The sequence below is a fragment of the Acinetobacter sp. Tr-809 genome (assembly GCF_011753255.1).
Classification (GTDB): Bacteria; Pseudomonadota; Gammaproteobacteria; order Pseudomonadales; family Moraxellaceae; genus Acinetobacter.
Map to the genome: position 1 here is coordinate 225,110 of NZ_VWVZ01000004.1, position 23,863 is coordinate 248,972.

The 23,863-nt window shown below is 38.9% G+C and carries 21 protein-coding genes and 2 tRNA genes; 16 read left to right on the forward strand and 7 right to left on the reverse strand.

All coding sequences use genetic code 11. The features are described from left to right. From F3J02_RS10885 to F3J02_RS10910, 6 genes are all read left to right on the forward strand, one after another. Positions 1 to 303, forward strand: coding sequence for a YbdD/YjiX family protein (locus F3J02_RS10885; protein ID WP_004770453.1), 303 nt, complete (start codon positions 1 to 3; stop codon positions 301 to 303). A 78-nt stretch (positions 304 to 381) separates the two neighbouring features. After that, positions 382 to 1,341 carry an AAA family ATPase gene (locus tag F3J02_RS10890; RefSeq protein ID WP_167249217.1) on the forward strand — a complete coding sequence of 320 codons (960 nt, stop codon included), beginning with the start codon at positions 382 to 384 and terminating at the stop codon, positions 1,339 to 1,341. A 13-nt stretch (positions 1,342 to 1,354) separates the two neighbouring features. After that, the gene (locus F3J02_RS10895) at positions 1,355 to 2,272 is read left to right on the forward strand and encodes a DUF58 domain-containing protein (RefSeq protein WP_167249219.1); all 918 of its coding nucleotides are present in this window, start codon (positions 1,355 to 1,357) and stop codon (positions 2,270 to 2,272) included. Positions 2,273 to 2,274: 2 nt separating this feature from the next. Then, positions 2,275 to 4,260: a transglutaminaseTgpA domain-containing protein gene (locus F3J02_RS10900; protein ID WP_167249221.1), complete on the forward strand. Its 1,986-nt coding sequence runs from the start codon at positions 2,275 to 2,277 to the stop codon at positions 4,258 to 4,260. 35 nt (positions 4,261 to 4,295) lie between these two features. Continuing rightward, a tRNA-Val gene (locus tag F3J02_RS10905) sits at positions 4,296 to 4,372 on the forward strand. Between the two features lie 376 nt (positions 4,373 to 4,748). Further along, a complete protein-coding gene (locus F3J02_RS10910) occupies positions 4,749 to 4,982 on the forward strand; it encodes a hypothetical protein (RefSeq protein WP_167249223.1) in 234 nt (77 codons plus the stop codon). A gap of 47 nt (positions 4,983 to 5,029) precedes the next feature. On the opposite strand, the gene F3J02_RS10915 is transcribed toward F3J02_RS10910, so the two are convergent. Then, entirely contained in the window at positions 5,030 to 5,713 is a 684-nt protein-coding gene (locus F3J02_RS10915; protein WP_167249225.1) for a pirin family protein, read from the reverse strand. A gap of 194 nt (positions 5,714 to 5,907) precedes the next feature. Beyond that, the gene (gene argG / locus F3J02_RS10920) at positions 5,908 to 7,251 is read right to left on the reverse strand and encodes an argininosuccinate synthase (protein WP_005295454.1); all 1,344 of its coding nucleotides are present in this window, start codon (positions 7,249 to 7,251) and stop codon (positions 5,908 to 5,910) included. A 220-nt stretch (positions 7,252 to 7,471) separates the two neighbouring features. Between argG and F3J02_RS10925 the strand changes: the two genes are divergently transcribed. Beyond that, positions 7,472 to 7,819: a hypothetical protein gene (locus F3J02_RS10925; protein WP_167249227.1), complete on the forward strand. Its 348-nt coding sequence runs from the start codon at positions 7,472 to 7,474 to the stop codon at positions 7,817 to 7,819. Positions 7,820 to 7,832: 13 nt separating this feature from the next. Here F3J02_RS10925 and F3J02_RS10930 read toward each other — a convergent pair whose 3' ends face one another. Further along, positions 7,833 to 8,684: a LysR family transcriptional regulator gene (locus tag F3J02_RS10930; protein ID WP_167249229.1), complete on the reverse strand. Its 852-nt coding sequence runs from the start codon at positions 8,682 to 8,684 to the stop codon at positions 7,833 to 7,835. A 165-nt stretch (positions 8,685 to 8,849) separates the two neighbouring features. Here F3J02_RS10930 and F3J02_RS10935 point away from each other — a divergent pair, with 165 nt between their 5' ends. The 3 genes from F3J02_RS10935 to F3J02_RS10945 all read left to right on the forward strand — a co-directional run bounded on the left by F3J02_RS10935 (position 8,850) and on the right by F3J02_RS10945 (position 12,286). Further along, positions 8,850 to 9,767 (forward strand): DMT family transporter, encoded by a 918-nt coding sequence (locus F3J02_RS10935; protein ID WP_167249231.1) that lies wholly within the window; start codon positions 8,850 to 8,852, stop codon positions 9,765 to 9,767. Positions 9,768 to 10,080: 313 nt separating this feature from the next. Beyond that, a complete protein-coding gene (locus F3J02_RS10940; RefSeq protein WP_167249232.1) occupies positions 10,081 to 12,111 on the forward strand; it encodes an NADPH-dependent 2,4-dienoyl-CoA reductase in 2,031 nt (676 codons plus the stop codon). 85 nt (positions 12,112 to 12,196) lie between these two features. Beyond that, positions 12,197 to 12,286: transfer RNA gene (locus F3J02_RS10945), tRNA-Ser, on the forward strand. Between the two features lie 310 nt (positions 12,287 to 12,596). Here the strand turns inward: F3J02_RS10945 and F3J02_RS10950 are convergent. The 4 genes from F3J02_RS10950 to F3J02_RS10965 all read right to left on the reverse strand — a co-directional run bounded on the left by F3J02_RS10950 (position 12,597) and on the right by F3J02_RS10965 (position 16,875). Beyond that, the gene (locus tag F3J02_RS10950) at positions 12,597 to 13,685 is read right to left on the reverse strand and encodes a hypothetical protein (protein WP_167249234.1); all 1,089 of its coding nucleotides are present in this window, start codon (positions 13,683 to 13,685) and stop codon (positions 12,597 to 12,599) included. Then, positions 13,682 to 14,917 carry a YagK/YfjJ domain-containing protein gene (locus tag F3J02_RS10955; RefSeq protein ID WP_167249236.1) on the reverse strand — a complete coding sequence of 412 codons (1,236 nt, stop codon included), beginning with the start codon at positions 14,915 to 14,917 and terminating at the stop codon, positions 13,682 to 13,684. The genes F3J02_RS10950 and F3J02_RS10955 overlap by 4 nt, the downstream gene beginning before the upstream one ends. 361 nt (positions 14,918 to 15,278) lie before the next feature. Beyond that, the gene (locus F3J02_RS10960; RefSeq protein ID WP_167249238.1) at positions 15,279 to 15,512 is read right to left on the reverse strand and encodes a helix-turn-helix transcriptional regulator; all 234 of its coding nucleotides are present in this window, start codon (positions 15,510 to 15,512) and stop codon (positions 15,279 to 15,281) included. A gap of 103 nt (positions 15,513 to 15,615) precedes the next feature. Continuing rightward, positions 15,616 to 16,875 carry a hypothetical protein gene (locus tag F3J02_RS10965; protein ID WP_167249240.1) on the reverse strand — a complete coding sequence of 420 codons (1,260 nt, stop codon included), beginning with the start codon at positions 16,873 to 16,875 and terminating at the stop codon, positions 15,616 to 15,618. 1,046 nt (positions 16,876 to 17,921) lie between these two features. On the opposite strand from F3J02_RS10965, the gene F3J02_RS10970 reads away from it, so the two are divergent. From F3J02_RS10970 to F3J02_RS10995, 6 genes are all read left to right on the forward strand, one after another. Beyond that, on the forward strand, positions 17,922 to 19,088 hold the full coding sequence (locus F3J02_RS10970; RefSeq protein WP_167249242.1) for a hypothetical protein: 1,167 nt from the start codon (positions 17,922 to 17,924) through the stop codon (positions 19,086 to 19,088). A 165-nt stretch (positions 19,089 to 19,253) separates the two neighbouring features. After that, a complete protein-coding gene (locus F3J02_RS10975; protein WP_005147529.1) occupies positions 19,254 to 19,631 on the forward strand; it encodes a hypothetical protein in 378 nt (125 codons plus the stop codon). A gap of 101 nt (positions 19,632 to 19,732) precedes the next feature. Beyond that, the gene (locus tag F3J02_RS10980) at positions 19,733 to 20,032 is read left to right on the forward strand and encodes a hypothetical protein (RefSeq protein WP_005147527.1); all 300 of its coding nucleotides are present in this window, start codon (positions 19,733 to 19,735) and stop codon (positions 20,030 to 20,032) included. Positions 20,033 to 20,086: 54 nt separating this feature from the next. After that, entirely contained in the window at positions 20,087 to 21,142 is a 1,056-nt protein-coding gene (locus F3J02_RS10985) for a DUF932 domain-containing protein (RefSeq protein WP_167249244.1), read from the forward strand. Between the two features lie 86 nt (positions 21,143 to 21,228). Then, entirely contained in the window at positions 21,229 to 22,437 is a 1,209-nt protein-coding gene (locus F3J02_RS10990) for an IS256 family transposase (protein ID WP_167249246.1), read from the forward strand. Positions 22,438 to 22,631: 194 nt separating this feature from the next. Continuing rightward, positions 22,632 to 23,744: a YqaJ viral recombinase family protein gene (locus tag F3J02_RS10995; RefSeq protein WP_167249248.1), complete on the forward strand. Its 1,113-nt coding sequence runs from the start codon at positions 22,632 to 22,634 to the stop codon at positions 23,742 to 23,744. Positions 23,745 to 23,863: the final 119 nt, after the last annotated feature.

Genomic DNA, 23,863 nt, shown 5'->3' on the forward strand with positions numbered 1-23,863 from the left:
ATGGATTTTAAAATTGCTCGACAAGGCAGTGCGGTGATTGTGAAGATTATTAAATTCACTATCATGTCGCAAAAACATTTGCTTTTATCACCGAAAAATTGGTCACGTATTGCTGTGTTATGGCAGCGTTTGCAGCAGAGTTTTCGGTTGATGGTCGGTGTGCCAGATTATGAAACTTATGTGCAGCATATGAAAGCGCATCATCCTGATCTAACCCCGATGGATGCAAAGACTTTTTATCGACATTGTATCGATGCACGTTATCCTTCTGCGGGTGGTAATATGAAAAAATGCCCTTGCTAGAAATCAATTGATTTCGTTGAAAAAAAACCAAAACAGTGTATGTTGAAACATGCACTGTTTTATTTTGGGGATAAAATTATGTGGGGCGTGGATCAGGCTTCAATTCAAGACAAAAAACGACAAAACCAAGCATTAGAACAAGATATTAAAAGCTTCGGTCAAAAGGTTGAGCACTTTTTAATTGAAGTTAATCAGCTTATTTTGGATAAGCCACAACAAACCAAACTGGCTCTGACCTGTTTACTGGCAGGCGGTCATGTATTATTTGAAGATTTACCAGGACTCGGCAAAACAACTTTAGCCAGTGCCTTGGCACGCTTGGCTGGGTTGCATTTTCAGCGGATTCAATTCACCAATGATATGTTAGCCAGTGATGTGATTGGCATCAATATTTTTAACCAGAAAGAACATGTATTTGAGTTTAAGCAAGGTCCTGTTTTTACTCAAATCCTCCTCGCAGATGAAATTAACCGCTGTAGCCCCAAAACTCAAAGTGCTTTGTTGGAAGCGATGGAAGAAGGGGCTGTCACTGTAGACGGCGTGCATTACGAATTGCCACAACCTTTTTGGGTACTCGCTACGCAAAACCCACTCTTTCAAAGTGGAACATATGCATTGCCAGAGTCTCAACTAGACCGCTTTTTGATGCGATTGTCATTGGGTTATCCCTCTCGTCAAGCAGAAAAATTACTGTTACAACAAAGCTCACGCCAAGTCCTGATTCATCAATTAGATGCCGTATTTAACCAAGCCGATATTTTGCATTTACGTGAATTGGCCAAACAGATCTTCCTGAGTGACGCCGTACTTAATTATATTTTAGACTTAGCTGCGGAAACACGTAAACAACGCCATGGTCTGTCTACACGTGGAGTATTGGCACTGAAAGCTGCAGCACAAGCTTATGCGTTGGTTGAAGGGCGTAGCTTCGTGACCACGGATGATGTACAGACGGTATTTGTGGCTGTGGTTGCACATCGTTTAAGTTTGGGGGAGATAGAGGTAAAACAACTGTTGCAGTCTGTTGATGCATTGTAGGTGAGTATAGACTATGCAAACAGGACTTAAACAACAGGTCAATCAATGGATCGCAAAACGTTTCCAAGTAGATCGCAGTAAAACCCTACGACAAAAGGATGTTTTGGTTTTTATCTATAAACAAGGTTTTCTATATCTGGTCCTGATTCTAATTACCTTTATTGCCGGCATTAACTATGCCAATAACCTAATTTTAGGATTTTGTTTTTTAATCAGCGCCATTCTGTGTATTAGTTTTTATCTGACTTTTAAGCAATTACATGATTTACAAATTGATGTTGTGATGCCTGAGGTTGGGCAGGTTGATCAGACACTTTTCTTAAAATTAGTGTTGAAACAACCCGTAGGGGCAGCACGTTATCTAAGAGTTCAGTGGCAAACGCAAGAGCAATTGATTTATATCGATCAGACACAACACAGTGTTGAGCTTGTAGTTATGCCAGATAAACGCGGACTCTATGAATTTGGTGCCGTTAAAATTTATTCTACTTATCCATTAGGATTAGTCCGCGCATGGAGTTATTTATATCCAAAACATAAAGTCTGGGTTGCCCCAAAGGGCTATGACTGGCAGAAAGAGCATAAAAATAAGCCGACTTCAGCCCAAGATAGCTTAGATGAATTTAAAGAGTTACGTGGCTTTCAACACGGTGATTCTTATCAAAATGTGGCATGGAAACAGGTCGCACGTGGACAGGGATTTCTGATCAAAATGTTTGAAGCTCAGGCCAATCACCAGCATCTGGAAATTGACTATCAGCAGATCCCAGCTCAAAGCCATGAAGATAAATTAAGTTTTATGATGGGTTTGGTCGAGCAATGTGAACAGTTAGGTGATGATTACGCACTTATTTTGCCGCATACACGCTTGGAAAGCGGGCAGGGACAATCTCAGTTAATTAGAGCAAAACTTTTATTAGCGCAGGCATAATGATGACTAAACAAATCTATTTCTGTGTTTTAGCTGTCTTGGCTTTCGTATTACTTGGGCAAATCGCTTTTGCACCTGCTGCTTTAACGGGATTATGGGCGGTGGTTTGGTTGTTATTGGTTCGGAGATATCGTAAACAGAGCTGGCTGCCTTTTCCAAAATGGTTTTTGGTGATTTTTATTCTATTGTCCTTGGGTATTGTTTATATCAATTATCAAACCATCCTAGGGGTAGAAGCGGGCGTTGCCTTTTTAAGTACCTGTTTATTTGCCAAATGTTTAGAAGCCAAAAACACCCGTGATTTATTGATTGTCTTTAATTTTGCTCTATTTGTTAGTGCCAGCCTATTGTTACATAGCCAAGCTTTTTGGATGGCACTAATTGTATTTACAGCCTTTGTGATGTGTTTAGTCGGTCTTTATCGCATACAGACAGGATTATTTAGTCAGACGAAATTATCATCCAATCAATTTAAACAAGATGTGAAGCAAATTTTTAAATTTGTAGGCATTGCAATTCCTTTCTTTCTGATCTTATTTATTTTCTTTCCGCGCTTACCGCCATTGTGGGCAGTTCCAATTCAGAGTAATCAGGCCACTACTGGGATTGGTGATCGTATGTCACCTGGGGATATTGCACAATTATCGCAGTCCTCAGCCTTAGCTTTTCGTGTGGTGGCGGATATGTCGCAGTTTCCAAGCAGGCCAGAACTGTATTGGAGAGCTTTAGTTTTAGATCAATATGATGGAACCACATGGACCAGCAGTTTTTTTAATCAGAAAATCAAAAGTGTCCAGTCCACACCACGGAGCGTTCCTTATCAATATTTGGCAGCCGATGAGCAAGCCAATTGGATCATGGGCTTGGAATATTCGATTCCTCAAGAACGCTATTTGCAGTTGTATCAAGACAATAGTATTCGTCCTACTAAATTAGTTAAGCGTAATGTACCGATACAAATGCGTTGGCTCGGAAGGATGTCGGCTGAAAGGGTTTCCTTGTCGCAGCGACAGCTTGAGTTAAATCTTAATTTTGATGAGGGGCGGGATCTTAAAGCGCAGCAATTGGCGCATGGGCTGTTTGAAAAAAGTCAGAAACAACCTGAACTATATCTACAATCTGTGCTGTCATGGTACCGAAAAAATGGTTTTGTTTATACCTTAGCACCAGGGACTTTAGGTGGCGATCGTATAGATCAATTCTTGTTTTCTAGTCGGAAAGGTTTTTGTGAGCATTACGCATCAAGCTTTGTGATGATGATGCGTTATGTTGGAATTCCAGCACGAGTTGTAACAGGTTATCAAGGTGGACAATTGGCACCTGATGGGCAGAGTTGGGAGGTTCGACAACTTGATGCGCACGCGTGGAGTGAGGTCTATCTTGATGGAAAGTGGAAAAGAATTGATCCAACAGCAATGATTGCACCGCAACGAATTGATACGGGCATGCAGGATTATCTGGCACAAGATCAGAGTGTGTGGGGAGATGAGAGTAAGGCTTGGCGTTTACAGCAGTTTAAATTTCTAAAAAATATGCGGATTTGGAGTGATTACTTAAGCTATCAATGGCAAAGTAAAGTCGTTGGTTACGATGCAGAAAAGCAGAAAAACTGGCTGTCTCGTTTAGGGCTGGATTCAAGTTATGCATACGCGATTGTTTTGATTATTGGTGTACTCGCTATTTTGCTGGTCTATGCAGGTATTTATTGGTGGAAGCAAACAAGGCAGCAGACCAATACTCAAAGAGCAATTAATAAGTTGCAAATGCAGTTGCCAAAGGCTTTACATAAGCAAGCAGCAGAAACTTTTCAAGTGTGGATGCGGCGTTTGGCAGCTCAAGTTGAAGACAAACAGGTATTTGAGCAAGCGATTGTGTTATATCAACAAATTGTTTTTTTAGAGCAGCAGGATAGCGCAAATACTCAAGATTTTAAGCGCTTGCTTAAAGACTGCGCAATTGCACTGAAACAATCTCAAAAAAACTTGTGAAGCTGATAAAAAATGAATATGATGCTTCTCATTCTAGGTGTATAGCTCAGTTGGTTAGAGCGCTACGTTGACATCGTAGAGGTCTCCAGTTCGAGTCTGGATATACCTACCAAGATATTAAAGTCATATAACTTTTTATGAAGTTACATGAACTCCAAAGCCCTGAATCATAACGATTTAGGGTTTTTTTTATTCCATCTTATTTTTAAGAAATTAGGATTGCTTGACCTAATTCACTATTGGTGCTAATTTAATCAATAAGGAAGTCATATACTATTTGGGATTTAAGAGAAATCTTGCCTAAATGAACAAAGATATGACAACCTGAACACACAGCTAACAACGAACGAAACGGTTTAGATCGTTTTTAAAAATGTTCAAGGTTGTAGAAAAGCCCGTTAATCGGGCTTTTTTAATGTCGATTATTTTTAAAGCAAATCTAGGCTATAGTGTGAAATAAAGATTAGTGGAGCAATAGGGGGATTGTGATGCTGATGTTTATTATTTTGGTCATTGTGATTGGCCTATTTTTATTCATCTTTTTTGCAAAGAAAACAGATTCTACACAGGATACTTCAGACTTTAGTCATCCATATTCTTCAACGACATCAAGTTGTGATTCTTTTCAAGATAACGATGATAAAGGTATAGATAATTGTAGTTCTAATGCCGAGTCAAACTCTGATTCAAGTAGTTGCGATAGTAATAGCAATAATGATTAAAAAAAACTTGTACCCCTTGAGGGTAAGAGGTACAAGTTAAACCGAGTTTAAGGTAAGTCAAACCAGATCATTTGACTATCTTGCAATGCCGTAACGGTTGCAGTCTCATCAAAAAGTAAAGCATCACCTGCTTTAACCAAATGATCCGCAATCATCACTTCACCTGAAATAACATGCACATAGTTTACTTTTTTCCGTGCTGTAATCTCTAAATGTTGATCTTTCTCAATGACTGCTGTTTTCACTTCGGCATTTTGACGGATCGACATTGGCGCAGATTCATCACCAGCAATCAAATGCCATTGGTTTGGATGATCTTTCGGATTGAGTTGAATTTGCTGATAAGTTGGTTCAGCATCTTGTACATTCGGTTGAATCCAGATCTGTAATAGATGCACCGCTTTATCATGCTTATTCATTTCACTGTGGGTGACCCCAGTTCCAGCACTCATCAACTGCCATTCGCCCGCATTGATCTGGCCTTCATTGCCCATACTGTCTTTATGGGAAATGGTGCCATCAAGTACACAGGTTAGAATTTCCATGTTGTCATGGGGATGGGTACCGAAACCATTATGAGCAGCAACTGTATCATCGTTAATCACGCGGAGTGCACTGACACCCATGTACTTCGGGTTGTACCAGCTACCAAATGAAAAGCTATGATAAGTGTCTAACCAGCCTGCTTTGACATGACCACGGTTTTCACTACGATGTAGATAAGCATTCATCTTTCATCTCCCAATTATTATGTTTTGCTTGATGCTTATATTATCGATTCATAATGGAGATAAATAGTCTTTAATTGCGACATATTGTTCTATAAATGCAATGATTAAATAGTGTGTATTTTCTTGGCTAAAATAAAAAAGGCTGAATAAAAATATTCAGCCTTTTCAAATGGGTAAATAAATTTACCAATCTTTTATTTAGATTTGTTTTCCAATTGAGGAATTGCAGAGCCTTGGCCAACTGCAAGCAAACCTGTTTCAGTATAGATACCCAGTTTTGCACGGGTATCGGTAATGTCGAGGTTACGCATAGTTAACTGACCGATACGATCCATTGGCGTAAACATTGAATCACCTTTTTCCATGGTCAAACGCTCAGCTTCATAAGTGAGGTTTGGAGATTCAGTGTTCATAATGGTGTAGTCATTACCACGGCGTAATTCTAAAGTTACTGTACCCGTAATCGCTTTAGCAACCCAACGTTGTGATGTTTCACGAAGCATTAATGCTTGTGAGTCGAACCAGCGACCTTGGTAAAGTAGGCGACCTAAACGTAAACCGTTAATGCGATATTGTTCAATCGTATCTTCGTTATGAATACCAGTTACTAAACGCTCATAAGCGATATGTAATAAAGCCATACCCGGTGCTTCATAGATGCCACGAGATTTCGCTTCGATGATACGGTTTTCAATTTGGTCAGACATACCTAGACCATGACGACCACCGATACGGTTCGCTTCTAAAATGAATTCAACTGGATCTTCGATACGTTGACCATTCAATGCAACTGGCATACCTTCTTCAAAAGTAATGCTTACTTCTTCAGGTTGGATTTCAACGTCATCTTTCCAGAACGCAACACCCATGATTGGGTCTACGATTTTAATACCAGCATTCAAGTATTCTAAATCTTTGGCTTCGTGCGTTGCACCTAACATGTTTGAGTCAGTTGAATACGCCTTTTCTTTTGACATTTTATAGTCAAAACCGTTGTCGATTAAGAATTGCGACATTTCGGCACGGCCGCCTAACTCATCAATGAAGGTTTGGTCTAACCAAGGCTTATAGATTTTAAGTGCAGGGTTGGTCAATAAACCATAACGATAGAAACGTTCAATATCGTTGCCTTTATAAGTTGAACCGTCACCCCAAATGTTGACGTCATCTTCTTTCATCGCTGTGACAAGCATCGTACCTGTCACTGCACGACCTAAAGGCGTGGTGTTGAAGTAAGGAACACCGCCAGTGCTGATGTGGAATGCACCACATTGAATCGCAGCAATACCTTCAAGTGCAAGTTGTAAACGACAATCGATTAATCGAGCTTTGACTGCACCGTACTGTTCAGCTTTCTTTGGAATAGCATCATAGTCATCTTCATCAGGTTGACCCAGATTTGCAGTATATGCATAAGGCTCTGCGCCTTTCTGTTTCATCCATAATAAAGCTGCTGAAGTGTCTAAACCACCAGAGAAGGCAATCCCAACTTTTTTACCTACTGGTACATGCTGCAAGATCGTTGCATTATCAGTCATTGCTAGTCCTAACTATTTCGAAATAGGCACCCTAATACATCGGTGACCAAAGAGAATTTATACGCTCAGTACTATATCACTTTTCAAATCGATTTTTTTTGTGTTAGGAAAGGAATTCTTTTTTTTTCATTTGAAAAATAGATTAACATCGGAAAAATATAAAGTTTTGCGATAAGCATAGCGATTTAATTAAAATCATATAAATGGGGAGCAGAAAACGATGTTTACAGAGAAAAATCAAATTCTATCGACCTTGCATCGCATTGTTGCTTTTATCTTAATTTCAGATCTCGTCTATGCGATTTATAACCTATATATGCACATGCCCAAATACTTTGTTGGCGGTCTTCTGGGGCGTGTTGCATTAATTGCTGTTCATTTCCTATGCGCGAAAAGCGTTAAGACTGGAAGTACAAGCAGTCGTATTGGTTCTATTGTAATGACGGCTTTTATGCTTAATATGTTCCCTGTAGGAACTGTTATTGCAGCGGTGATGTTGTTTTTCTCTATATTTAAATGGGAAAAAACCTCAACGTTTCAATTGCCAACTGTAATCCCGAAGAATTAATTCTTAAATATGCTCAAAGCGAATCATTTAGCCCAATAAATTGTTTCTCAATCGGGGTAAAGACATGATCATTGCGCGCAATGAGATAAAGACCGATATCCCGATATTGTTCAGGCGTTTCTCGATAATATTGGATCTTGTATTTGTCGATTAATGACTTGGCAATCATCGAAATACCCATACCTAACTGGGTAAAGTGTATTAAGGCCTCATGATCATAAATATGGGTAAGCTCACCTTTTTTAAGATTGTAGTCCGCGTAGATGCTGTCTAAAGTGGTGGCATAGCAACATTGTTCAGAAGCCAACAAAATATTTTGATGATTTAGGCACTCTTCTAGGCTGTCATGATTGATCATGTTTTTACCAATAATTACCAGCTGGTCATCAGCCTTTTGAATATATTGCAGATTTTTATGTTTAGGATGTCCTAGGGCATAAGCAATATCTAAATTACCTGCTAAAATCTCATCCTCGAGATAACCTGTTGGACCTGTTTTCATCGTGATGGAAAGGTCAGGGTAGGCTTCATAGAGCTGACTAAAAGAGGGATAGAAACGCATCCCTCCCAAACTGGTATTGGTTCCAAAGCGCAAAACGCTTTCTTGTTGATAGATTTTATTTTCAGTTTCTTCCCAAGTGAAAATCATCTTTTTGTATTGGGCATACAAATTCATACCTGACTCAGTCAGTTCGACACCTTTGGGTTTACGAATAAATAGTTGGCGTTTATAGTGATTTTCAATCTTTTTAATTTTCGCGGTCATATTGGACTGTAAATAATTGAGCTTATTTGCCGCTGCCGTAATGCTCTTCAGCTCGGCCACAGTGACAAATGATCGGATATCACTAATATCAATATTCACGACTAGTCCTCAATATTTCAAATTATTCAATGCAAAAGATGCTATCAAAACAGATAAGTTGAATTAGACATCAAAAAAAATGATGTATCTATTAAAACATAGCATTATTCATGATGTCATTTATTTTATACACTAAGCTTACTTTTTATCGGTTGAGTACAACACGTGAATATTCGAGTCATGAGTGCAATCGCGTTGCTATGCTTGGTGTGGGGATCTTTATGGGGCTTGGTCAAACATAGCCTGCAAGTGTTTCCACCATTTTTATTTATCTCTACACGGTTGATTTTAGCTGCATTGACATTAATGCTAGTACAACGGATTTTAAAGAAATCTATTCTTCCGCAACATCATGAGTGGAAGCCTTTGATCATTTTAAGTTTATTGATCTGTTTTGGTTTTTATGCAACACAAACCTTTGCAATGCAATTTGTTGGTTCAGGTTTATCAGCTGTGCTGGTGTTTACCATGCCGATTTTTATTGCTGTGTTAGCGCATTATTTTTTAAATGAAAGGCTGAATACGCAGAAAATCTTGGGTCTTATTTTAGGGACCTTAGGGCTCGTCGCAATTTTATGGCCTCAACTACATCATGTGCATATGAATATGTCATTGCTTGGACAAGTCTTATTGATTGGTTCAGGTTTCTTCTGGGCATTATCTACAGTCTATATTAAAAAGAATTTTGCCACCTATGACAAAATTAAACTGACCATTTGGCAGCTTCTGCTAGGTGGAAGCCTAATGTTTGTCATGGCCTTATTGTTTGAGCCAGTTGATGCTCAGGTTTGGCTCAATCCGCTGAATGAATCTGCTTTATTCTATATTGCGGTGGTAGGCACTGGTTTTGCCTTTGTGCTTTGGAATTGGATTGTGAGTCAGGTGGATACCTTTGTGGCTTCAATTTCGATTATGTGTATCCCAATACTTAGTCTGTTTTTTGGTTCGTTGATTTGGCATGAAGCTTTGACGCTCAATATTTTAATTGGTGCAGCACTGATCTGCTTAGGCATTGTAATGAGTTCTTTGAAAATGAAAGTACAGAAAAATCACTTAGCTTATTCAGGCAATCAACAGCGTTAAATGATGGATATACACAGTTCGCTACAAAGCCTTAGAGATAAATTGTAATCAATAACATTAGCTTAATATTTTACTCAAACAAAATCAGCCATGTTCTATATGGCTGATTTTTTATTTTTTAGATCAATTTGGGGGATAGGTTGTCAGCTGAGTTATTTGTATTGTGGTTTATTTAGATCATAAAGATTCACAGGATAAGGTTGGATTGACTCTTTCAACACCGAAAATTTTATAAATAGTCATCCCAAATAAATAAAAAAGTATTAAAGTACTATGCAACAAGTTGCAAAGCCAAAATTATAGAAGGAATACCATGACTAGCTATGCAAATATCTTAAAACCATTACATTTGGGTTTTACCACCATTAAAAACCGTGTCGTAATGGGTTCAATGCATTCCGGTTTAGAAGATCGTTTCTTTAACTATCCTAAGCTAGCAGCTTATTTTGGCGAGCGAGCAAAAGGTGGCGTAGGTCTCATCATTACTGGAGGAATTTCTCCAAACCGTCAGGGCTGGTTGCTCCCTGCTGGCGGAACGATGAATAGCTTGGCGGATATTCCTCATCATCGTTTAGTTACCCATGCTGTACATAAACATGGCGCAAAAATTTTGATGCAAATCTTGCATTCTGGTCGTTATGGCTATCATCCATTTTCAGTTTCATCATCACCGATTCAAGCACCGATTAATCCATTTAAGCCACGTCAAATGTCGGATGCTCAGATTCTTGCAACCATTGAGGATTATGCACGTTGCGCGAGCTTAGCGAAAAAAGCGGGTTATGATGGTGTAGAAATCATGGGTTCAGAAGGTTATTTAATTAACCAGTTCCTTAGTAGCCATGTGAATAAGCGTACTGACCGTTGGGGCGGTGATATCGATAATCGTATGCGTTTCCCTGTAGAGATCGTCAAAGCAATCCGTGCAAAAGTGGGTGAAAAATTCATTATTGCATTCCGTTTGTCTTTGCTTGATTTAGTACATGATGGCAATACCATGCAAGAAGTGATCGTGGTTGCTAAAGCATTAGAGAAAGCTGGTATTACGTTATTAAACACAGGGATTGGCTGGCATGAAGCGCGTGTACCAACGATTGTAACCTCTGTGCCGCGTGCAGCATTTGTGGATTATACCGCTGCGGTAAAACAGCATGTTTCAGTTCCAGTGATTGCATCAAATCGTATTAATATGCCAGATACTGCCGAAGAAATTATTGCTTCGGGTAAAGCCGATATGGTGCAAATGGCACGTCCATTTTTGGCTGATCCATATTGGGTAAATAAAACAGCAACCAATCGTGTTGATGAAATTAATACTTGTATCGCATGTAACCAAGCTTGCTTAGACCATGCCTTTAAAAATGAGCGTGTAAGCTGTCTAGTCAATCCACAAGCGTGCCATGAGACAGAACTGGTTTATATCAAAACCAAAAAACCTAAGCGTATTGCGGTTGTCGGTGGTGGTGTTGCTGGTATGTCTGCTGCAACAGTTGCTGCCAGCCGTGGTCATGCTGTGACATTATTTGAAGCCAATAATGATGTTGGCGGTCAGTTTAATTTGGCAAAAGTGGTGCCTGGAAAAGAAGAGTTCCATGAGACCATTCGTTATTTTAAAGTACAACTGAAACAAACGGGTGTAGATGTCCGTTTAAATACTCGTGTAAACCGTGAACAGTTAGAACGTGAAGGTTTTGATGAAGTGGTTGTGGCTACAGGTGTTGTACCACGTGCATTGAAGATTCAGGGCAGCACCGCACCTCAAGTATTGTCATATGCCGAAGTATTACGTGGCGCAGAAGTGGGTCATAAGGTTGCAGTGATTGGAGCAGGTGGTATTGGTTTTGATGTATCAGAATTTTTATTAAAACCGCCACATCAGCCGCAGCCACAACCCTTGGCAGATTGGCAACGTGAGTGGGGTGTTGATCCAAATCCTGATTACATCTCTGAAGGTGGCATGCAGCGTCCAGAAGTTGAAATTCCTGTGCGTCAGATCTATTTATTGCAACGTAAAACTACACCATTGGGTATAGGTCTAGGGAAAACCTCTGGTTGGGTACATCGTGCGCAACTGAAAAAACATGCAGTGCGCATGTTACGTGGTGTGCAATATAAAGCTGTAACTGATGAGGGTTTATGGGTCGAGCATAATGGTCATGATCAATTATTGCGTGTTGATACGATTGTGGTGTGTGCAGGGCAAGAATCAGTGAAAGATTTAATGCCAAAAGAGGGCGAAAGTACTTCGGCAAACTACCACATTATTGGTGGTGCGAAGTTGGCTGCCGAGCTTGATGCCAAACGTGCGATCCGTGATGGTGCTGAATTAGCCGCAAAACTCTAAAATTGATGAAACAATATGCATTTGAATACATTGCAGTTAAATTTCTCTTGTATAACGAGGGCAAGCTTTGTATTCTTACGCACATGGAAGCGTGGCAGAGCGGTTTAATGCACCGGTCTTGAAAACCGACGAGGGTGTGAGTCCTCCGTGAGTTCGAATCTCACCGCTTCCGCCAAATATCTAAATAAGCCCTTGTTTTTGCAAGGGCTTATTTTTTATCTGTGTTTTTACCCCTCAGCCTACCCCACATCAAGTTTTGGATTAAATTCAACAAATTTGGATTGGTAAGGGCAGAATAGGAAAGTGAATTAAGCAGTTGGAAATTCCATCTAAAAATAATAGAACAAAAATTAAGATGAAAGACCCTGAAAATTTTATTTTTGCCTGTATGAAAAAAAATAGATTTTTCTTGGTGCTCTTCATAAAAAAATCCCCAGTCTCTAAGAAAGACTGAGGATCGATTCAACTTAGTGTCACTGTTTTTTTTAATAAAGTTTACGTTCTATACTGACTGTTGGATTATGGTTGTCAATTCGAGCCCAAAAATCAGAACCTATGAGTTGAGCTTTTAATACTCTCAATCGTTCTCCGACATAGAGTTGATTGAGATCGTAATAATTTTGCTCCTGAGACTGGTACAAGGGTAATACTCCTGCATTCATTGATGCGATAGTTCCTAAGGCAACACGGTCAACAGCATTGTCAATGAAATAGGGCTGTAGATCTGTATAAAGACTAGATTCTTTGAAATCTTGCCAATCTGATGATTCTTTTTCTACAAAGAAAATGAGACGTAAGGTTTCAGTACCGAATATATCAATTTCACGTTTCGACAATATACCAAGCACATCATTATTCTTTCGATTCTGCCATACCTTGTTGATGATGGGCTTTGCTTTATCAATTAAGATATCTTTGACTAATTGATCAATGAAATATTCATTACCAAATTGAGGAGACATACCATTCACCTTTTTGCGTTGAATGACAAGGGAATGCACTTCAAAGAGATCAGTTTCTGATGCAATCAAATCCAAGAAGCGATCATGGTGCATATTTAAACTCGTATATTTAGTATTCCAAGATTTGAGTTGTGTCTGGAAGTCACGGGTTGTAATAGTGACTTTAAAATCACTCAAACAGGAATCGATAATTGATTCATATTGAATATGATCATTGACGGGTATATGAGGAAGCTGATGTTTCCAAATCGTTTGTGCAAAAATGGCAATGATCGGGTGAATTTTAATATTGGGAATATTCCCCAAAATAAATGGATTTAGTGCGCAGTCTACGATAACTGGAAAAATTTCTTGTCCTGCCTTGGTGAGATAGAGGTTTGGCCGAAACTGGACATTAGTTGGTTGGGAGGTAAATAGCCTTAAATTTTTTGATGCCTGAACTTTCATTGCTGCTTTAAGGTGGTAATCAAGACTTCTACCATGATTTCCAGTTGGTATCTGTAGATATCTAGGTTGATGCGTAAACAGATTAGTAAGGGTAGTCGTAGTGATGAAGTCTAGTGATGATTGTGTTTCTAGATTATCTAATGGTTTAGTGAATTTCTTACTCATTTAGATTGCTCCATATTATTGTCAGTTGAGTCGGTGTTATCTGTAGATGATTTGGTCTTTTTACGTGGGCGACCCAGCTTGGACTTTTCTCCAAGAATTTCACTAGACTGAAAACGACGGGCACCTTTGATATTCGTGAATATGAAAAACTGATCAGCTTTACAGATGTAATCAAAAGTTTGAAATAAGTATTCTTGTTTAACTTTGTCTGAATGATGAATCATGCCTATGGCACAACGACGGTATGAATCTTTTTGCATATTGCAGATATAAGTTGTACCTTGTCCTTTGGTAATTTCTTCATTCCAGATTTCGGCAATTCCCTGCGCAAGCGAAATGTCTTGACGATGTTTGTTCCCATCAAAATACAGGTAACAATGAACGTGGAAGCCCGTACGTACTGAATACTCGAAACGGAAGATATAGCCAATCACTTCTTTGAGAATGTGATTGTAGCGTTTCATTTCAAGTAGCTTCTGAATGCACTTTTTGAGATAGGCAAGGTCATCTTTCGAATGAATTTCATCTATCCGATAAAAATTCTTGAGCAAAGTTTCTGGATCACGTTTAAGAGCAAAATCTAAGCGAACCACAAGGACTTTGGAAAAATTATCAAAAATCGATTTAGTAAGCTCAATACACCGACTTTTATTTTCTTGACAATTTGCGGCACGATCCCGAAGCTTGCGCTTGATTATGGGGCCTCTCATATAACGACGAATTGAGAGAGCAAATTGGTTTACGAGTTTTACGTAGCACTCTAAGCCACTTTGATCTTCAGGATGTAGGGATTTTCCACCCAGATGAATGACTTCAATTTCTTCAGATGTGAGTTGGCTACGGGCTGACTCAAAGGCAGACCATTCAACACCACCAATCAAAAAAGTAGGCAAAACGTAATAGATAAGCTCACCTAAATGCCTGAGAAGTATTTGGGTTTCTTGGTCACATTCCAAGCGGTGGACAACTTTGTGAGGAGAAAGATGATGCTCTCTGATACGAATCACATCATCCTCACGATCTTGCCATTTAAGGACTATTTCAATGGCTTTGATGATTTGCCCTGTCCAATAATCAGAATGGCATTGGATGAGTGCTTGTTGGGCATCATCGCTATAAGTGACGAGTTGCTGATCCTCTTTGATTTGATTGAATAAGGCCAGATGAGCTAAAGGCTCATGAGCGGGTTGAATTTGATTCAGTTTGACTTTTAGGTTACGATTAATACTCATCGTATGTTCCTCTATATGAGAGGCGCATGATCAGCACAGAAATTAGGCATAGCTTTTCCTAAGCACACTGTTTTAGGCAGTGTCCACAAAGGATATGTGTTGATGATGTGTGATGGATTAGAGAGCAGGGGTACAGTGAGATCAAGTACACATTGCATCTATCAATCAGTGAGTGGCTGAATTGGTATTAATCGATAACCAACACATAAGTTGGTTATTGTTTGGTGTATTTAATCAATATATTAAATATTATTTAAATATAAATGATATAAGACCTATATCCAGTATCACGGCATCATCGTAAGCTAAAGCCCAAAAGGTGCGGACTAGCGCAAGATTTTGGAAGTGTTAAAACACAGAGTTAGCTCACCAATTTCTGTTGATTTCGTAATGCCGCTTTGGATTCAATCCACTCAAGAACTTCACTCAATCTCCAGCGAGTAGAGTGTCCAAGTTTGATTTGTTTGGGAAAAGATGAATCATAACGATCAGACTTCGGATTAAGGCGATCATAGATTGATGATCGTGAAAGACCAGTGAGCTGTTCAAGCTCTAGACGTCTGATCATTTGATGCTGTGTTAATAAAGTATTCATAGAACCTACCTACGTTTAATGTGGTTAATAAACCGCTTTGGTTGCGGTAGGAACAAAAATAATAAAAAAGTGGTAGTGAAAATTTCGCCCACGGCGGAAAAATTTAAGTTATTGATTTTTTTGTAATAAAAAGCTCTTTTAATTGTTTAACTAAATCAGGTCTATCTTCTAACCATTGGCGACTTCTCACTACTCGGATTTGACTTCTAATTATTTCCCCTGCACCATTAACAATATCAATTCCATTGTCGAATTTTTTATATTGATTCTCTAAATTTATCCTTGTATCTATCAAATTTTCTAATTGATAATTTTGCGATCTAAGAATATTTTTTAACTCATCAATATGATGAAAAGAAGTAGGTTCAAAAATATTCAATATTGGGTGAGACTGTAAGGAAGATGTTCTATCTGGTTGATTAAGTGAAATTAACTCAATTGTATTTTTTATATTTATACCAATATTTTTTTCTATTTGTTCTAACCGTTCTATTTCACTTTTAATAGATCTTTTTATAGTGGGGTGGAAACATTGATCAAGGTGTTTGTATAAGTCTCCAACTCTATAAAACTTATCGTTGTTTGTTCTTATGAAATTTTCTACGAAATCAAAGAAAGGCTGTTTAAAAATTCGATTGAAGCTGTAATCAGTAATAGATCTCGCATGTTTTCTCTGAATTTTAGAATACACATCTAATAGGTTTTTCATGTACTGCATTTCTTCATAACTCAATAAGTTTTTCTTATCAATGAGAACGAGCAATTTTTTTAACTCTTTCGTGCCTAACAAGTTTAGCCATCGTATTGAACTTGATGAGGCCATTGTGTTAGAGACGTTTCTCTCTTTTGTTATTTCAATTAATTTTTCTAAACCGATTTTTTTTTCTAGCAAATCCTTTAAGTAAAATAAAAAAACCTTTGGATTATTGCAATCAGAATGCTTAGCATAAATTGAAAGAGTTTCATTGAAAAAAATGTTGATTTTCTCTTCATCTTTTAATTCAACTGCATTCCAAAAGTTACGAATGGATGTAAGTACTTCATGATAATGATTGGGTTTATAATGAGACAAGTCTTTCTCATATTGATCATTAAATCCACTCATTGACTCTTCGGCAGAACGAATCACAATAGGTTTATTATCTAGCCTTTTAATTCTTTGTTCTTCGGTTTCTCTGAAATCACCTGCATCGTGTAATCGATAGATAGCTGCTTTAAGGGTTATTTCATCCGTTATTTTATAGATTTTTGGATTGAAACGATTAGGAGAGGTAAAGGAATTAATGATATTGAATATCACATAACTTTCTATTATTTTAATAAGCTCAGCTTGTGAGGGTACAAAATTATTTTCAGAAGTCATACCTATTACTCCCTATTGGAACGCACTATATAAAAATTATAAGAAACCCTATAGAAAACAATGCCAGACTTAACACTTTTTAGAGCACATACTTAACAGTTTTACATTGAATTTAAAGAAAATTTTAAATTTTAGTCGGATAATCTTGTGATTAGTTGTTTTTACTCCTAAATAGTAAAAAACCTCATTAAAGTGATAGCATTTAAGCTAGGTCCTTGAGAATAAGATTTGTTTAATAACAAAATTTATTCGATAAATATATCATCTAGATGGTAATAAGATACAGGATTTATTTTTCTTAAAGTCCAGTTGATAGAATTTTCATGACTGTTTTAGAAAAGGGCCAATGAATTTTAAAATCCATATTTAAGTTTGACCTTAACTAAAGCAAAAATTTTTATTTGAAGGTCTTCTTTAATCTTAATTTATATGTTTAATTTTTAATAAATATAGAATTTTATTTAATGTAGTTGGCTTGACGACAGACAGAGTGGGGGCTATCCTTTCGATGCTGGCCTACATTGCCAGTCGGTTTTGACAGACCGTTTACACAAGACACCAAAAAGTTAGCTTTTTGGTGGCGAACTCGTTCGTTCCTCAATCGTTGCGGTAGGGGCGATTGAGGGACGCCTTGTGCGTGCTGGGTCCTTGTGTACCAGTCTGTCAACCCTTGATTGCTCCTACCACCATCAATGACAGTGATGTGGTAATGCTTCTTTAATTACACAAGGAGTCGCCCATGCGTCTACAATTCTTAATTTCCCATTCCTCTACATACCTCAGTGCTGTGTGTCATTGTCATCGCTAGACTAATAACAGCATACGCAAAACAATAATTTTATCTGGGGTAAACAAATAAAGGATGAGCATCCTCTGTTTGTCTGTGTGCTTGGATCATTTTACTGATCAGCCGTGGAAAGTTCATTTCCCTATGAATATTCACGCCTGAATAAAACACAGCACTCCAATAAAGAATCAAACAAGGATTGGCGCTATAGCCTTAAAGATGGCGAGCGTTCATTCAAAATAAAAGAGAATGATTTACCATGACAATGAAACTAAAGTATCTACCTCTATATATTTTATTGGTTGGCTTGGCGGCATGTTCAAGTAAAGATAAGCACGAGAACAATCAAGCAGTAGAAAGCCAAACTCAAGAAGATACAGTGAGTCTTGATGCGATCAATGAAAAATCAGCCGTTATTGTTGCCAAAGACAAATTGAGCCCAGACCAAAGTTGGCAGCAAGCAGAATCCAAAGTACTTTTTCCTGATCCTAAAATCTTTTATCCCAAGCAGAGGGAGTCACTGGATTTCTCAGAAACTCCGAATGTAGTAAACGATTTTTCATTTCTGAAAGACTACGAACGAGTCAAAAGCCTACTTAATCTAAATCGAGATCAAATTTTTGTGATCGGGGATAAGGATCGAGATACAGAGGAAAATAATGTATTACTCGATTTAAGCACCGATGAATACTTTAAATATGCCAATAATCTAGCGATCAACTATGTACGTTATTTAAAGTCACCCAACATTCAGCCTAAGCAGGAATTTGAAAAAACTCAGGACTATGACAACCGAGTCAAACTGGCTCAGCAAGACGCTGAAAATAATGCAATTGATTATGATGTGGAGCTTTTACAGAAAGCACTCAACCGAAGTGTAGAAGATATTAGCCTTGCGCTATCTAATCGTGCTTATCACTATGATCCTGATACAGAGCAATTGTCGCTAGACTTAGAACAAGAAAATAAAAGTGGCAGTTCAGTGGTGGTCTCTAAAATCCTGTTTAAAGTTCAGCCTGAATTAGCCAAGTTGATAGTTGAAAATCTCACCTTACTTAAGATGGGCTATGTTTTTAACTTTCAAGACAATAAATTGAATTTTGAAGGCGTATTTTTCTACTTTAATCAAATCAGCAAGGCCAATAGAAGTGGTGACCCCGTAGAAATGAGGGCGAATATTACTCCCGTATTTAAACCCCTTGAGTTTAAGCAAAAAAGTGTCATGCATGCGCTGCCAGCCAGTCCTGAAATCACTGAGAAGTTAGAGACTACACCGTTCAAGGATGTGCTTCAGTCTCCACTTTGGAATTTCAAATTTGGATTAGAGAACTATCTCTCACCTGAAGACTTGATCAAGAAATATCAGAAACAGCGGGAACAAGAACAAGTTGTATCTGAACCTGAACAGGAAAGCAGTGCTTTATAAGGGCTATGGTCTGCTCAAGCACAGATTGGCATGAGCATTTTCTCAAAATAAAGAAATTTCAAATACATATTACCTCTATGAAGCATGAGCACGAAGCCACGACACCCAAATGTTTGGCGCTGCTCAACATCAAATCAAGGTAAGTCCAATAAAGGAAATATTGTTGTGAATATACTTAAAAAATTAATGCTGTCTGCTGTTATCACATTACCGTTAACCTTATCAGGCTGTGGTACGTCAGGCTTCAATCCCGATCGCATGGAAGTCAATCTCAATACGGAATATAGCGAAGGAGGTTTATATAACCGAACCTATGTGATTTTAACCCTCCGTTCACTGGACTCTGAACCGATTACCTTAAATAAGGTTGATGTAAATAATGGACGATGTAGTTATACAGGCCGATACAATGATCCGATCAAGCTACCTGCCTATTTCCAGATTGGGCAATCTTTACAACTTTACTTGAGATGTTCCTACGATGCTGTGGTGAAGGTCGATATTGAGACTGATCAAGGCTCAGCAAGCTATAGCTTTAAATAACATACCAAAAGCATATACATCAACCATGCCCAAGAGGCATGGTTTTTTTATGTCTCAATCAAAAGTTTTAAACATCCATATCTACTTACAGGACTTTCGTGATGAGCACCGTACATTGTCCTTATTGCCATTCTGAACAGGTGATTCTTAGAGAATCCCAGCCGAATGGTCCACAGTATTTTGAAAAGATTCTAGATGCATTTTCACCGCCTGCAATGGCTGCACTTGGTATCAAGCTGGCAAAAGAAGCAGGCATTCCTCCGTATATCGGTGGGCTGATTGGGGTCGTGGTTGGTGGAACACTGGTTATGGTCAGCCAGCATTATTTTTATCGACATTATAAATCCGCTCAGCATTACCACTGTCTGCAATGCGGACAAGATTTTGCTGTAGCTGCTTAAGCTTCATTCAATTTTATTTTTAAACAACCTCATTTTTATACAGGAATTATTCCTATGGCACATTTAGTTGAAAGCATGGCATTTGTAGGACAAACCCCTTGGCATGGTTTAGGAAATCAACTCACTCCAAACCAACCGATTGAGGTCTGGGCAAAGCAGGCAGGTATGGATTGGAGGATTGAATCCTCCGATGTCAGTTATATGGCTGAAAACCACAAACAGCAAAATCTGATCTTGCCGTATCAGGAACAACGGGTCTTATATCGCTCAGACACGCATGAGCCTTTATCTGTGGTGAGTCAACGCTTTCAAGAAGTCCAACCGATGGAAATTCTGGAGTTTTATCGAGACTTAACAGAACAATCGGGTTTTGAGTTAGAAACCGCAGGGGTACTCAAAGGCGGCAAGAAATTCTGGGCACTAGCTAAGACAGGACAGACCTCAGCACTTAAGGGTAAGGATGTCAGTAACGGCTACATTTTATTGGCAACTGCCTGCGATGGAACCTTAGCAACCACAGCTCAATTTACTTCTATTCGAGTTGTGTGTAACAACACTTTGGCGATTGCTCTACGTGGTCAACAAGGTAATTCAGGTGTGGTTAAAGTTCCGCACAGCACTAAGTTTGATGCTGAGAAAGTGAAGCAGCAGTTAGGTATTTCAGTACGTGCATGGGATGAGCACATGTATGAAATGAAACAATTGAGCCAACGTAAGGTTACTCAACAGGAAGCGGCTGCTTACTTTGATGCAGTGTTTAACAACACTAACTTGAGTGCGGTGGAACAGGAAGAAAGCATTATTCAGTTCTATCGTAATGCTGCTATGCCAAATCAAAGGAATGCCTTAGTAAGCAAAACTGAGAATAAAACTGAACCAAATGGCCGTGCTATGTCTAAAGTTATGACCATGTTTAACGGGCATGGGCGTGGAGCAGAACTTAGCTCAGCCAAAGATACGGCTTATGGTTTGCTCTGTGCAATTACCGAGTTCTGTGATCATGAACGTCGAGCTATGAGTACGGATCATCGTTTAGATTCTGCATGGTTTGGGGCAGGTGCAGCGATTAAACAACGGGGTCTTGAACAAGCTTTAAGAATGGTGGTTTAAACAGACCCATTGGGACTGTTCTAAATTTTGTGTAAGTACTTAATTTTCATTTATCCTTTAGGGGATAATTACAAAAGGTACTTCACATGGATGAAGCAACAATCAGAAGTATGGCTGCTGAATTGGCTAAAGGTCTAAAAACACCAGAAGACCTAAACCAAATGACAGCAGTCTTTAAAAAGTTCATGATTGAAACCGCACTCAACACAGAACTTTCAGATCATCTCGGCTATGACAAGCACCAACCCAAGAAAGGCTCAAATAGCCGTAATGGTTTTAGCTCTAAAAATGTTTCAACTCAAGATGGACAACTGGCTTTAGATATTCCCCGTGATCGAGAAGGTTCATTTGAGCCAAAAATTATCAAGAAGCATCAAACACGCATTACCAGTATGGATGACCAAATCCTCTCTCTGTATGCAAAAGGAATGACCAATAGGGAAATTGTCGCTTTCTTCAAAGAAATGTACGATGCGGATGTCTCAGCATCCCTCATAAGCAAAGTTACTGATGCGGTGATTGAACAAGTGACTGAGTGGCAAAATAGAGCTTTAGATAGCCTGTATCCTGTTGTTTATCTTGACTGTATTGTTGTAAAAGTTCGTCAGCACTCCAATGTGATTAACAAGTCTGTATACCTTGCTTTGGGCATCAATATGGATGGGCAAAAAGAATTACTCGGTATGTGGATTGCCCAGACAGAAGGTGCCAAATTCTGGCTATCCGTCATGACAGAACTCAAAAATCGAGGAGTACAGGATATTCTTGTTGCCTGTGTAGATGGATTAAAAGGCTTTCCTGATGCTATTGCCTCTGTTTATCCTCATACGGACATTCAGCTGTGTATAGTGCATGTTGTACGCAATAGCCTGAGATTTGTCAGCTGGAAAGACTACAAGGCTGTTACAGCTGGTCTTAAAGCAATCTATCAAGCAAGTACAGAGGAAAATGCTTTAAGATCTCTGGATATCTTCTGTGATCAATGGAATCACCAGTATCCTAAGATTGGCGAATCTTGGCGAGCAAACTGGGAAAATATCCGAACGATATTTAGTTATCCAGCGGAAATACGTCATGCAATTTATACAACGAATGCAATTGAATCATTGAATAGTGTGATCCGCCATTCAACCAAGAAGCGAAAGATCTTCTCTTCTGATGATTCAGTCAAGAAAGTCATTTACTTGGCAACAACTAATGCTGCCAAGAAATGGACAATGCCAATTCAAAATTGGCGTTTAGCAATGAATTGGTTTACGATTCAATTCGATGATCGATTAAAAGATCATTTATAAACAACGAACTTACACAAAATAATTTACAGGCTCGACCCATTATATCTTCAGCTTTATTTAAGCTCTCTATTTTAATTTAACGATTAGATCAAACTTCAAGTAACAGAACCCTTTTCGCCACGTCATCCCCGACGTGGCTTTTTTTATGCCCGAAATTCAGCTTTTACCATTTTACCGATACAGGAATACTTATTATGAATAGTCTTACTCATATTCAAAACACTTTAAACAACCCGCCATTACAACCTTACCCTATCAGGATTGAAACTGAACATAAGGTTGAGGTGGGCACACGAACCAAGAAAACGCCAAAGAAAACCAGTCAACTACCTTCAGCAAAACGCCTTGCCAACACCAAAAAGCTGAATTACAAACAATGGCTGGAGGTCAGAAAACAGGGCATTGGCAGCAGTGATGCAGCAACAGCCTGTGGACTCAATCCCTATATGTCTATGCTGGAGTTATGGATGATCAAGACAGGTCGGATGCAGCAAAATATTGAAGATGAAAGTGCAGGCTATGCCCCTTTATATTGGGGTAAGCAGTTGGAACCTTTGGTGGCACAATACTACAGCATGCATACCAATCACAAAGTCCGTCGTGTCAATGCAGTGCTACAGCACCCAGATGAAGACAAATACTTCATGTTGGCTAACTTGGACTATGCCGTGGTGGGTCATGAAGAAGTCCAGATCTTGGAGTGTAAAACAGTAGGTGAGTACGGTTCAAAACTATGGCGGGATGGTGTACCGCTTTATGTTTTATGCCAGGTACAACATCAACTGGCAGTCACAGGAAAACAGGCCGCTCATATCTGTGCTTTGATCTGTGGACATGAAACCCGAATCTTTAAGGTCACGCGCAATGAAACGGTGATCAAATACATTGTGGATGCAGAGCGTTACTTCTGGGAATGTGTGGAAAAGGATGTGCAGCCTGATGTCGATGCATCTGAATCAGCAGCTAAAGCATTACAACTTTTATATCCAGCCCATATACCACTGAGCACTACTGATCTATCCGAGGATGTCACAGCCAATCAGTACTTTGAGCAACTACTGCAACAACGTCATTTGCTGGAACAACATCAGAACAGTTTTGATCAGCTGAAGCATCAAATCCAAATCAAGATGCAGGATTCAGAACGAGCCATATTTAAAGCAGGTTCAGTCACTTGGAAGAAATCGAAAGATTCGGTCAGTTTAGACAGTAAAGCCTTACTGCAACAGTATCCCGAGTTTCTACAACAGTTTCCACAAAACAAACAGGGCACACGTCGTTTCCAGATTTATACAGATGCTGATTAATCCAACCGAATTAGCCTAAGCAAATCCTTCCGAATTTCCACATTACTTCCCCAAATCCCATTTCATCAAAAAAGCGCAAAACAGCCCCCGTCGCCAGCAAGTACCGTGAAGTACTTACT

Coding starts and splice junctions, on each gene's coding strand:
- F3J02_RS10885 (WP_004770453.1), top strand. CDS start 1: ATGGATTTTAAAATTGCTCGACAAGGCAGTGCGGTGATTGTGAAGATT.
- F3J02_RS10890 (WP_167249217.1), top strand. CDS start 382: ATGTGGGGCGTGGATCAGGCTTCAATTCAAGACAAAAAACGACAAAAC.
- F3J02_RS10895 (WP_167249219.1), top strand. CDS start 1,355: ATGCAAACAGGACTTAAACAACAGGTCAATCAATGGATCGCAAAACGT.
- F3J02_RS10900 (WP_167249221.1), top strand. CDS start 2,275: ATGACTAAACAAATCTATTTCTGTGTTTTAGCTGTCTTGGCTTTCGTA.
- F3J02_RS10910 (WP_167249223.1), top strand. CDS start 4,749: ATGCTGATGTTTATTATTTTGGTCATTGTGATTGGCCTATTTTTATTC.
- F3J02_RS10915 (WP_167249225.1), bottom strand. CDS start 5,713: ATGAATGCTTATCTACATCGTAGTGAAAACCGTGGTCATGTCAAAGCA.
- argG (WP_005295454.1), bottom strand. CDS start 7,251: ATGACTGATAATGCAACGATCTTGCAGCATGTACCAGTAGGTAAAAAA.
- F3J02_RS10925 (WP_167249227.1), top strand. CDS start 7,472: ATGTTTACAGAGAAAAATCAAATTCTATCGACCTTGCATCGCATTGTT.
- F3J02_RS10940 (WP_167249232.1), top strand. CDS start 10,081: ATGACTAGCTATGCAAATATCTTAAAACCATTACATTTGGGTTTTACC.
- F3J02_RS10950 (WP_167249234.1), bottom strand. CDS start 13,685: ATGAGTAAGAAATTCACTAAACCATTAGATAATCTAGAAACACAATCA.
- F3J02_RS10955 (WP_167249236.1), bottom strand. CDS start 14,917: ATGAGTATTAATCGTAACCTAAAAGTCAAACTGAATCAAATTCAACCC.
- F3J02_RS10960 (WP_167249238.1), bottom strand. CDS start 15,512: ATGAATACTTTATTAACACAGCATCAAATGATCAGACGTCTAGAGCTT.
- F3J02_RS10965 (WP_167249240.1), bottom strand. CDS start 16,875: ATGACTTCTGAAAATAATTTTGTACCCTCACAAGCTGAGCTTATTAAA.
- F3J02_RS10970 (WP_167249242.1), top strand. CDS start 17,922: ATGACAATGAAACTAAAGTATCTACCTCTATATATTTTATTGGTTGGC.
- F3J02_RS10980 (WP_005147527.1), top strand. CDS start 19,733: ATGAGCACCGTACATTGTCCTTATTGCCATTCTGAACAGGTGATTCTT.
- F3J02_RS10985 (WP_167249244.1), top strand. CDS start 20,087: ATGGCACATTTAGTTGAAAGCATGGCATTTGTAGGACAAACCCCTTGG.
- F3J02_RS10990 (WP_167249246.1), top strand. CDS start 21,229: ATGGATGAAGCAACAATCAGAAGTATGGCTGCTGAATTGGCTAAAGGT.
- F3J02_RS10995 (WP_167249248.1), top strand. CDS start 22,632: ATGAATAGTCTTACTCATATTCAAAACACTTTAAACAACCCGCCATTA.